The organism is Idiomarina sp., assembly GCF_048265525.1.
Lineage (GTDB): Bacteria > Pseudomonadota > Gammaproteobacteria > Enterobacterales > Alteromonadaceae > Idiomarina.
The window spans coordinates 78,996-88,349 of sequence record NZ_JBLXBI010000007.1; the positions used below are offsets into that span (position 1 = coordinate 78,996).

Consider the following 9,354-nt stretch of genomic DNA (forward strand, 5'->3'; position numbering starts at 1 on the left):
GGAACGGTGGATTGCTCAGAATAAACGACAGTAATTGACGGGCTGTAACAATGACGCATCATTGAATCAGAGCAACAATTATCGGTAAGAGAGTGCGACACTTCGCAATCAGCAAGATCACAAACCTGCTCAGTAGAATCGTGCATACATGCCTCTTCCGTACTGATAGTTTGTGAAAATGACATTGTTGTTACTGCCAATAGCAATAGAGCAATGATTAAACGATACATGCGAAGTTCTGCTGTAAAAACATGCTTGAAGTGTATCTCTTTTGGCTGATAAAGATCAATCAATTAAAGGAAGTACCCATAACGAGGTAGTCAACCCAGGTGGTGATACGACTTCTACATCACCACCCCGATTTATTGCTAACTCAGGCGCTTTCAAGCTCTAAATACCAAAGTCATCGAACCTTACTTGTTCTCGCGGAACGCCAAAGTCAGCAAGAGACTCTAACGTCGCTTTCAGCATTGGTGGAGGACCACACACGTAAACGTCCAATGTGTCTTTGTTTTCATCTGCCAACCATTTCATTGCAGTTTCGTGCACAAAGCCAGTGTGCCCGGCCCACGCATCTGATTTAGCAACCTCTGAAAGTACCGGTATATAATTTAACCGCTCATCTCTTTCGAACTCATCCCTATAACAGAGCTCTTTTTCATATCGTGCGCCGTAAAAACCTGAACAGGAGCAGCACTTTCGGCTTCGATTCGCTGAATTCGCGAACCGGTCACCGTGATTTTCTCAACGTTTTCGGCTTCAGTATCACCAGGCCCTGACTGAGCCCAAACGGTTGTTGTATTAAAGAGTGCCGCAGATACGCCTATAGCGACAGCAGACTTAAGTAACTTTTGCATTTTGTCACCTCGATTAAATTATAATTATTTTACTTTCCGATTAGACTTCGTACTGCCATCTAAGTTGTTTATACAACCTTCAGAATAGAAACCTTAGGATTTTAGTCAAGCTAAAAACGATTAAAGTTGTATAAAAAACCCTTTAATAGCAAAGCTTATAGAGGTTGTATATTCAACTTTAAGTTATCCTCATGTATCAATAATCTTTTAAAATAAGCTCTTCAAGATAGCTAGAAAAGCAATAAAAAAAGTTGTCCACTTTTTTCAAAATAAAAATAATTTTTCATTTTTAATGAATTTTTACCCTCTTCTGATTATTGATGCTTTTAATCTTTTGCCGACTATAATGCGTACATGAATACATAACTTTTACGTAAGGAACTTGGCTATGAGTCAGTCAACTCAAAAAGCTACGCTTTACAGAATGTCAACGCCTGATCACCAGTGCCCTTTTGGGCTAAAAACCCGGCACTTACTTAAAGCCAATGGCTTCGAAGTAGACGACAATCTGTTAGAGAGTCGTCAAAAAACCGACAAATTCAAGGAAAAGCACGACGTCGATACCACTCCACAAGTGTTTATTGGTGATAAACGTATCGGTGGGTACGAGGAGGTTCGAGCCTTTCTTGGAAAGCCTCTTCCTGACCCTGACGCAACCAGTTACCGACCCGTTATTGCATTATTTACTATGACGGCACTCCTCTCTGTAGCCACGTCGTGGTTGTCTTTTGGTCGCGTATTTACCGTACAAACCATCGAGTGGTTCATCAGTTTCTCTATGGTGGTTCTGGCCTTGCTCAAACTCCAGGACGTAGAGAAGTTCTCTACCATGTTTCTCAATTACGATCTTCTCGCCAAAAAATGGGTGCCTTATGGCCGTATTTATCCCTATGCCGAAGGCTTGGCGGGTCTGTTAATGGCAGCCGAATTCGCCCATGTCATATCCATACCCGTCGCATTATTCATCGGCATCGTAGGCTCTATATCGGTGTTTAAAGCCGTTTATGTCGACAAACGCGAGCTAAAATGTGCCTGTGTCGGTGGCTCCAGTAATGTGCCGTTAGGCTTCATTTCGCTCACTGAAAACCTCATGATGGTCGCTATGGCTGTCTGGATGTTTTTTACAATGAACTAGAAAAAGAGCGCTATGCGCTCTTTTTCTTAACGCTTTTTACGTAAAAACAAAATCTCACCAGCGGCAATCAATGCCATACCGATAAGAGACGCCCAAATCACCAGCGGATCGCTCGTCCATTTCACCCATATAAAAGCGACTAAAACGATGACGTCTAGCGTGATTGCGCTGACAAGTATGTAAATATTGGCATTCACCTTTTGCCTTAGATGCCGTAATACGCCCCAGTGGATCGCAATGTCCATCACGATATAAAAAATAGCGCCCAGTGACGCAATTCGACTCAAATCGAAGAATGCCGCTAAGATCATAGCCATAACAATGGTGTAAACCAGCGTATGCTTCTGAATGGAACCTGGCATGCCAAAATGACTGTGTGGAACAAGCTTCATATTGGTCAACATGGCTAACATTCTTGAAACGGCAAACGCGCTGGCAATCACTCCTGATACCGTTGCTACAATTGCAAACGCAACCGTCACCCAGAGTCCAGTTTCACCGTAGACGGGTCTGGCTGCTTCAGCAAGCGCATAGTCTTTCGCTGTCACAATCTCATCAATCGACAAGCTCGAACCAACGGTCAGGGTGACTAGCACATATATTAGCGCGCAGATAACCAGCGAAATAATAATGGCACGCCCGACGTTCTTCTTAGGCTCAACAATTTCACCGCCACTATTCGTTATTGTTGTAAACCCTTTGTATGCAAGTATGCTTAAAGCAATACCCGCTAAAATACCGCCACCCGAAGCTTCTTCTGGAATAGCAGATATCGATTCAAACTGAATGCCTGAGGCCCACAAACCACCAGCCGCTAAAATGACCAACCCTAAAGTCTTAACAAAGGCCATAAAAAACGAGAACGTTTGAATAAACTGATTACTCAAAATATTGATAAAAAACGCAAAGACCAGCAAACCCACCGCCAACAAAGGGATAAGCCACTGCGCTTCAAAAGAAATTAACTGGCTGGTATAAGACGCAAATGTCCGAGCGACTAAACTTTCATTAATCACCATAGAAAAGTACATCAAGAGTGCGAATATCGCCGTCACACTTCCTTTTCCATAAGCTTTACTGAGGAACATCGCAATACCGCCCGCTGACGGATAGGCTTTCGCCAACTTAACGTAAGAGTAAGCGCTAAAGCCGGCAATGATACCGCCGCACACAAACGCCAGGACAAACCATTCTCTTGCCAGCTGAGCAACTTGTCCGGTCAGTGCAAAAATACCAGCGCCAATCATCACACCAGTCCCCAGCGACACCGCCCCCCAAAGACTCAGGCTGCTTTTCTGATAATCCTGATGTCCGTGTTCATGATCGTGTTCTGCCATAATCAGCTCCTGTGATTGAACTCAGTTGGACCAATGGATCCGGATAATTTTCCAGCCAGACTCAGTCGTATTTGATACGGTTACGGTTTCATTCATCGTTAAATCAACCTCACGCCCGTTATACTCCCCGGAAACGCTATACCGAGAAGTGATCACAGCAAGGCCATCGGCTTCTTGTACTGTCCTTTCAAGCAACTGTGAAGGAACCGCCTGGCTAAACTTAATATCTGACTTAAGGTGATGAGCACTGTACTCGGCCAAGGATCGTTCAACACCACCACCTTCAAAGATAAACACATCATTGGAAAGCACATCTTTAACGACTTCCGTGTCACCTTCAGTCAAAGCCGTTCGAAACCTATCAAGCACAACTGTCGGTTCAGATACTTCCTCGGCACTACTAGGCGCTGAAATAAACAGCACCGAAACCATAAAAACACTCATGAATAATTTCATTCTTATTATTCCTTACATTAACTAGGGGAAAACGCGCTGCTTAGCGCAGAGGCCAGGGTAAAAATAGTGACAGCCAATACCATTTCCGCCGTTATGGAGTTTTTGAGTCGCTTGGCGGCCGCGTTATCATTTAATTGCGGTACGAACTTTAATTTATGCAATGCGGCAACAAGGAGAATCAGCGCCACAAACACAAGTTTCGCTAGTAGTACCGTGTCATACGACGTAAGCGGCAGCTCTGGCATCCATCGCCCTGTTGCACTACGATACATAACCAAGCCCGCAATAAGGAGTATTGGAACCGCTGCAGACATATGCACACCAAAACGCTCCATAATGGCTTTCGCTTTAGCAAGCGGTACCGACGTTGCCAGCTTTCGCAATGAGTTAAGACTGCCGAACCAAACCCAAGCGACTAACAAGTGTGTTAAAAGCGCTAGCTTTCCCCACCAGACGGCGTCACTGCCGTGACCAATACTTAAAAAGCTCCATCCCATGAGTCCAATGGCGACAACATATAGCACCCACTTTATACGTTTTAGCTTAACAACGGAGTAAACAATCCAAGCAATAGCAACCGCTATCTGAAGTTGGATGAACAACCCAACAGGGCCGGTCCATATAAACTGCATGTAGGTCGTGTCAATCATGCCGGCAAAGCCTTCAGCAGCAAAACTACCGACTTTCAGAAAAAAATACAGAAGGCTTGCCAGTAATAGAAGCAACGCAACAAGGCTATTCTTTCGTTCAGACTGCTTTTTTAAACCGGACAAATAAACGATATAAGGCGAGGCGGTCATCACCGCGTTAAGCCAGAATATAAAGGCCAACGTTAAAACGCTGGCCACACTCCAAAGGGTCATCATTTCACCTCAAAGCTAAAATCACCCGATATTTTATGACTGTCCCCACCCATTGCCGTCCAATAAACCGTATAACCACCTGACGCCAAATTGTTTTTAACAGCAATTTCGTACGCTGCTTTGGGAGTCATGCTCATCGAAAAGTCCAGCGGATGCATTTTACCGTCATCTGAGTGCAGCATAATTTTAGCCAGACGAACATCACCGGAAAAATTCATCGTAATTTCCGTTGGTGACTCGGACAAAGTCGCACCGTCCTCCGGGCTACTGGATGTTAGGCCGACGTGAGCGCTGGCCCATGCACTAAAAAATAACGTGGTACCGAAGGCTAACTTAAGTATGTTTTTCATGTTGTTTCCTCTTTGTTTATTATCAATTAAAACCAAACTCTGGCCCCAAGGACCACGCCTGTTTCTGTGGTGTCCTCACCCATTCGTTTCATTTCATCTGCCGTGTTGCCTAACGCGCCGTTCCAATAAACACCAATGTAGGGTGCAAACTCACGACTGATTTCGTGACGATAACGCAACCCCACACGCAAGTTGCTCAAGCCACTTTGCCGTTCATATTTGTCTGAATCTGTCAGGTTGGCTGTAAACTCAATGCGAGGCTGTAAGTACGATGTTTGTGTGAGCTGCCACTCGTACTCAGTTTCGCTAACAAATTGGACGTCGCCTTCTTCATTCACCATCAGCGAGTTATCCATTTCGAACCAATAGGGCGCCAACCCCATAAAACTCACGACAGCATAATTTTCCATAGACGCGTCCGACGATAAGGTACCTCGCGTACCAATACCGGCCTGAAACGACCAAAACGGAGACACCAAGTATCCATACAGCAGTTCGGCACTTTCCAAGTCAGTGGGCTCACCGTCGTCTTGAACATTCTCCCCTTCACTCTTGAAAACAGCTCGGTGATAGTCACCGCCATACCAAGCCATCATGTCCCAGACGGCTAGGTTCTCTTCCTCGTTGGTTCGCGTTAACTCCAACCGATCGAACAGTACTTGCCCGGTGTAATATTCTTTGACGGGTTCAGGCCAGTCCTCTTTCGCATGTCCGGCGACTGCTAAACCTGGCAACAACGCCGCACCCACTAATAATGATTTACCGTACATAATTGTCCTCCTTATGCGACATTGACCACACGGAACATACCCGCTTTCATGTGATACAACAGGTGACAGTGGAACGCCCAACTACCCGGCGCGTCTGCCGTTATCAATAACGACACTTTTTCGCTCGGCTTCAGGCTAATCGTATGTTTGCGTGGGCGTGGATACTGTCCGTTTTCAAGTTCCATCCACATACCGTGTAGGTGTATGGGGTGGTCCATCATCGTATCGTTTACCATCACCAACCTCAGTCGTTCTCCATGATGAAACTGAACCGGGCCATCCACTTCGGTAAACTTCTTCCCGTCGAAAGACCACATGTAACGCTCCATATTACCCGTTAAGTGCAGCTCTATCTGTCGTTCGGGCTCCCGCGTATCCGGCCATTCATGCGCGCCGACCAAGTCGGTATACACTAAGACTTTATGATCAACGTCTTCCAATCCAATCCCGGGTTCATGCAAACGGCTTACCGGGTTTGTAGCAATCATAGCCGCCCCGGCGCCATGTCCGGACTCACGGTGTTTGATTTTAATGTTTTCGACCGGGAGCTCTTTTTTGTGTGTCATTTTATGCGTCATATGGCTGTTATTGCCGCCCATATGCTTCATATTCATGCTATTGCCTTTCATATCACCGGACATCGCCATCGCTCCCATGCCCATAGCGGCCATGCCTCGCTCAGGAACTTGCCGTAGTTCAGGCACTTCAGCCTCAAGACCAAGTTCCGGCGTTAATGTACCTCTGACATAACCACTTCGATCAAAGCTCTCAGCATAAATAGTGTAAGGCTTGTTTTGCTTAGGCTGGACAATTACATCGTAGGTTTCCGCCACACCAATGCGGAACTCGTCAACTGGCACTGGCTTCACAGGCTGCCCGTCAGCGGCCACTACCGTCATCTCCAATCCAGGGATTCTTACGTCGAAAAAACTCATTGCTGAACCGTTAATGATACGAAGGCGTACTTTTTCACCAGGCTTAAACAATGCTGACCAGTTCATCTGTGAATCGCGGCCATTCATCAGGTAGGTATAAGTACTGCCCGTCACATCCGCAATATCACGGGGGCTCATTCGCATTTGCCCCCACATTTCTCGTTGCTTCCAGGTTTTCTCTAACCCTTGCTGTCGCACGTCCTCGAAGGTCTCAAATATCGTACGTTTTTGATAGTTATAGTACCCCTCCGCAACTTTCAAGTTACGAAACACGGTATCCGGATCTTCGAATGTCCAGTCGCTGAGAATAATGGTATGTTCTCGATCAGCACCAATGTCTCCGTCTTTCGGTTCAATCACTAACGGCCCCAGGTGTCCCAATTGCTCCTGCAAACCGGAATGGCTGTGATACCAATAAGTTCCGTTTTGCTCGACATCGTAGCGGTATTTGAACGTTCGTCCTGGCTTTATCCCTTCGAAAGATACGCCAGGCACGCCATCCATATTCTCCGGCAATATAATTCCGTGCCAGTGAATTGACGTGTCTTCCGACAACCGGTTAGTCACATTTAGCTTTGCTCGCTGCCCTTCTTTTAAACGAATCAAAGGGCCCGGCATTTGGCCATTGATGGTTATTGGTGCTCCTACTTTATTTCCCACGAGCAGTGGGGACTTTGCAATGGTCAGATCAATCTCATCGTTTGTCAGGATCTGATCTTTAAAACTGCGTCCCTGAGGAGCAGCCCAAGTTGGGGCTACTTTGGCGATTGCTAAAGCAGACGCCACAGTGAATGCAGATTTAATAAACTTTCGACGCCCTTTGTTAAACTCATTGCTCATTATGACGCTCCTCTTTTGAGGTTAAATTTTGATAACGTTGAACGTCCTGTTCCTTATCAGACGGATCATCAGAAACCGATGATTTAAACCCTTTAATCGCACTACCAAGATCGGAGCCCAGGGTTCGTAGCTTTTTACTACCAAAAAGAAGAATGACAATAACCAGTAAAACTCCTAACTGAACCATACTCATGCCGCCAAATCCCATAGCTAAAGCCCTCCATTTGAGAGTGCTTGCTGCTGCTCTAAACTTGCTATCTGCTGATAAGGTGTAATTGAACCGTCCTTTTTGATTTCATAGACCGTATACGGTTGAAACCGAGTACCCATTTCCATACCAACAGACCCTACCGGCATGCCAGGAACAGTTAATCCAATGCCATTTTCTGACTTTTTCCCAGCTAAATAATGAGAAACCAATGTAGGAGGAACGTGCCCCTCAAAGACATAGCCATTACTAGAAATAGCGGTATGACAGGATTGGACCTCGGCACTAATACCGGAGTCACGTTTTCGTTGGGTCAGGTTGTTCGGATGTTGTACGGACACACTAAAGCTATCGGGTAAAGCTTGTAACCACTTTTCACAGCAACCGCAGTTGGGATCTTTTAGAACGGTTAGTTGCTGCTCTTCTACATCGGTTGCAGATACAGACACGGAAAACAGCATCGCCAAAACAGCGATATTGCGTTTGATAGACATAATTATTCACCGATTAATAAGTTTTAAGGAAACACGCCGAGCGTGTGTTAAATTTCTAGTAACTTATTAAGCGGTAATTATTGGGGGACGGAATAAATTAGACGCGTGTTTAGCACGAATTGAGGTGTCGATGGGCGCATCGACTTTGGCAGAGAGGTTAACTGCAGCGGCATTAACCGAAGAAGACTGTCCGACAAATAAAACCGAGCCGCCGGAGCAATGCCGAATTGTCATGTCAGCACAGCACGAGTTGTGCTTTTGCTTCTCATGTTCGCAGTCGCTTACGTCTGCTTTTTGCATCATGCTGTGCTGCATTTGTCCTTTACCATGACATGCGTGAGCCTCTGCCGTTTGCGAAAACGACATCGACACCAATAGCACTGTCATTAATAACAGAATTCGAATTAGCACGAGCACCCTGCTTTTTGCAATTTAATAAACTTCAGTCTAACGTCATTTTAACGCATGTCAAATAAGGAGCAGATAATGATGAATCACGAAATGTTCGCAGGTATGGGCTTTCTATGGATGCTGATTGTGGGAGCTATTTTTATTGTTCCCGCATGGCGTATCTGCCAACGAGTTGGCTACCCTGGTCCATTGGGTCTTCTGATTGTTATCCCTATCGCAAATATCATTCTTCTTTACTTTATAGCGTTCGGCCCATGGAAAAATGTTGATAAATAGCTAATTCACTTTAACCAAAGCAACAAGTATAGCTTTTCATCTCTGATCAGAAGCACGAATTTATGGGTATACGGATTTAATGGTTGATGGGGCACCTTCACCCCATCAATCTGATACCACCCTCAGATGGTTGATAGATCGACTCCGTAGTTGAGTTCCTCTGCGAAGTCCGGCAGTCCGTAACCGATGGTTTTCTTGTAGAAAGGAGAGACCTTCGCAGTCGGTGCCTTCTTCTTGTGCTTCGTGGTGTAGAGCATTCGTGCCCGCATCACCTCGAAGGAGTAACCGCGCCCTTCACGGTTCTTGTCCTTGGCCAGTCGGTTGATGGACTCCGTGTAAGCGTTGGTGACGGGCATGTCCGTCTCGAAGTAGGTCATGGTCTCTTCGCGCCAGTTTCCCACTGCCCTGACCAGATCGCTCCA

The 9,354-nt window shown here is 45.8% G+C and carries 13 protein-coding genes and 1 pseudogene; 2 read left to right on the forward strand and 12 right to left on the reverse strand.

Annotation, left to right across the window (positions count from 1 at the left end; genetic code table 11):
* Window positions 1-390 precede the first annotated feature (390 nt).
* Both ACN0TF_RS13105 and ACN0TF_RS13110 read right to left on the reverse strand, forming a co-directional pair.
* Window positions 391-633 (reverse strand): annotated as a pseudogene (locus ACN0TF_RS13105) (NADH:quinone oxidoreductase); the annotation flags it as partial.
* Window positions 612-857, reverse strand: coding sequence for a hypothetical protein (locus ACN0TF_RS13110; protein ID WP_233399154.1), 246 nt, complete (start codon window positions 855-857; stop codon window positions 612-614). The gene ACN0TF_RS13110 and the pseudogene ACN0TF_RS13105, both read right to left, overlap by 22 nt.
* 388 nt (window positions 858-1,245) lie before the next feature.
* Between ACN0TF_RS13110 and ACN0TF_RS13115 the strand changes: the two genes are divergently transcribed.
* Window positions 1,246-1,992, forward strand: coding sequence for a MauE/DoxX family redox-associated membrane protein (locus tag ACN0TF_RS13115; protein ID WP_126785264.1), 747 nt, complete (start codon window positions 1,246-1,248; stop codon window positions 1,990-1,992).
* A 26-nt stretch (window positions 1,993-2,018) separates the two neighbouring features.
* Here the strand turns inward: ACN0TF_RS13115 and ACN0TF_RS13120 are convergent, their stop codons facing one another.
* The 9 genes from ACN0TF_RS13120 to ACN0TF_RS13160 form a co-directional block, all read right to left on the reverse strand.
* Window positions 2,019-3,329 carry an APC family permease gene (locus ACN0TF_RS13120; RefSeq protein ID WP_417442266.1) on the reverse strand — a complete coding sequence of 437 codons (1,311 nt, stop codon included), beginning with the start codon at window positions 3,327-3,329 and terminating at the stop codon, window positions 2,019-2,021.
* A gap of 21 nt (window positions 3,330-3,350) precedes the next feature.
* Window positions 3,351-3,785, reverse strand: coding sequence for a YybH family protein (locus ACN0TF_RS13125; protein WP_006956244.1), 435 nt, complete (start codon window positions 3,783-3,785; stop codon window positions 3,351-3,353).
* A gap of 17 nt (window positions 3,786-3,802) precedes the next feature.
* On the reverse strand, window positions 3,803-4,651 hold the full coding sequence (locus ACN0TF_RS13130) for a copper resistance D family protein (protein ID WP_227016391.1): 849 nt from the start codon (window positions 4,649-4,651) through the stop codon (window positions 3,803-3,805).
* On the reverse strand, window positions 4,648-4,998 hold the full coding sequence (locus ACN0TF_RS13135) for a copper resistance CopC family protein (RefSeq protein WP_011234483.1): 351 nt from the start codon (window positions 4,996-4,998) through the stop codon (window positions 4,648-4,650). The genes ACN0TF_RS13130 and ACN0TF_RS13135 overlap by 4 nt, the downstream gene beginning before the upstream one ends.
* Window positions 4,999-5,024: 26 nt before the next feature.
* Entirely contained in the window at window positions 5,025-5,768 is a 744-nt protein-coding gene (locus tag ACN0TF_RS13140; protein ID WP_053954067.1) for a copper resistance protein B, read from the reverse strand.
* Between the two features lie 11 nt (window positions 5,769-5,779).
* The gene (locus tag ACN0TF_RS13145; protein ID WP_053954068.1) at window positions 5,780-7,543 is read right to left on the reverse strand and encodes a copper resistance system multicopper oxidase; all 1,764 of its coding nucleotides are present in this window, start codon (window positions 7,541-7,543) and stop codon (window positions 5,780-5,782) included.
* The gene (tatA, locus tag ACN0TF_RS13150) at window positions 7,533-7,751 is read right to left on the reverse strand and encodes a twin-arginine translocase TatA/TatE family subunit (RefSeq protein WP_417442267.1); all 219 of its coding nucleotides are present in this window, start codon (window positions 7,749-7,751) and stop codon (window positions 7,533-7,535) included. Before tatA ends, ACN0TF_RS13145 begins: the two co-directional genes overlap by 11 nt.
* A gap of 2 nt (window positions 7,752-7,753) precedes the next feature.
* Window positions 7,754-8,245: a DUF411 domain-containing protein gene (locus tag ACN0TF_RS13155; protein ID WP_006956253.1), complete on the reverse strand. Its 492-nt coding sequence runs from the start codon at window positions 8,243-8,245 to the stop codon at window positions 7,754-7,756.
* 66 nt (window positions 8,246-8,311) lie between these two features.
* Entirely contained in the window at window positions 8,312-8,656 is a 345-nt protein-coding gene (locus ACN0TF_RS13160) for a hypothetical protein (RefSeq protein WP_417442268.1), read from the reverse strand.
* Window positions 8,657-8,731: 75 nt separating this feature from the next.
* Between ACN0TF_RS13160 and ACN0TF_RS13165 the strand changes: the two genes are divergently transcribed.
* Complete coding sequence (locus ACN0TF_RS13165) at window positions 8,732-8,932, forward strand: hypothetical protein (protein WP_006956255.1); 201 nt, start codon at window positions 8,732-8,734, stop codon at window positions 8,930-8,932.
* 122 nt (window positions 8,933-9,054) lie between these two features.
* On the opposite strand, the gene ACN0TF_RS13170 is transcribed toward ACN0TF_RS13165, so the two are convergent.
* Window positions 9,055-9,354: transposase (locus ACN0TF_RS13170; RefSeq protein ID WP_028699050.1), on the reverse strand; the 300-nt coding region annotated here is incomplete at its 5' end.

Coding starts and splice junctions, on each gene's coding strand:
- ACN0TF_RS13110 (WP_233399154.1), bottom strand. CDS start 857: ATGCAAAAGTTACTTAAGTCTGCTGTCGCTATAGGCGTATCTGCGGCA.
- ACN0TF_RS13115 (WP_126785264.1), top strand. CDS start 1,246: ATGAGTCAGTCAACTCAAAAAGCTACGCTTTACAGAATGTCAACGCCT.
- ACN0TF_RS13120 (WP_417442266.1), bottom strand. CDS start 3,329: ATGGCAGAACACGATCATGAACACGGACATCAGGATTATCAGAAAAGC.
- ACN0TF_RS13125 (WP_006956244.1), bottom strand. CDS start 3,785: ATGAAATTATTCATGAGTGTTTTTATGGTTTCGGTGCTGTTTATTTCA.
- ACN0TF_RS13130 (WP_227016391.1), bottom strand. CDS start 4,651: ATGATGACCCTTTGGAGTGTGGCCAGCGTTTTAACGTTGGCCTTTATA.
- ACN0TF_RS13135 (WP_011234483.1), bottom strand. CDS start 4,998: ATGAAAAACATACTTAAGTTAGCCTTCGGTACCACGTTATTTTTTAGT.
- ACN0TF_RS13140 (WP_053954067.1), bottom strand. CDS start 5,768: ATGTACGGTAAATCATTATTAGTGGGTGCGGCGTTGTTGCCAGGTTTA.
- ACN0TF_RS13145 (WP_053954068.1), bottom strand. CDS start 7,543: ATGAGCAATGAGTTTAACAAAGGGCGTCGAAAGTTTATTAAATCTGCA.
- tatA (WP_417442267.1), bottom strand. CDS start 7,751: ATGGGATTTGGCGGCATGAGTATGGTTCAGTTAGGAGTTTTACTGGTT.
- ACN0TF_RS13155 (WP_006956253.1), bottom strand. CDS start 8,245: ATGTCTATCAAACGCAATATCGCTGTTTTGGCGATGCTGTTTTCCGTG.
- ACN0TF_RS13165 (WP_006956255.1), top strand. CDS start 8,732: ATGATGAATCACGAAATGTTCGCAGGTATGGGCTTTCTATGGATGCTG.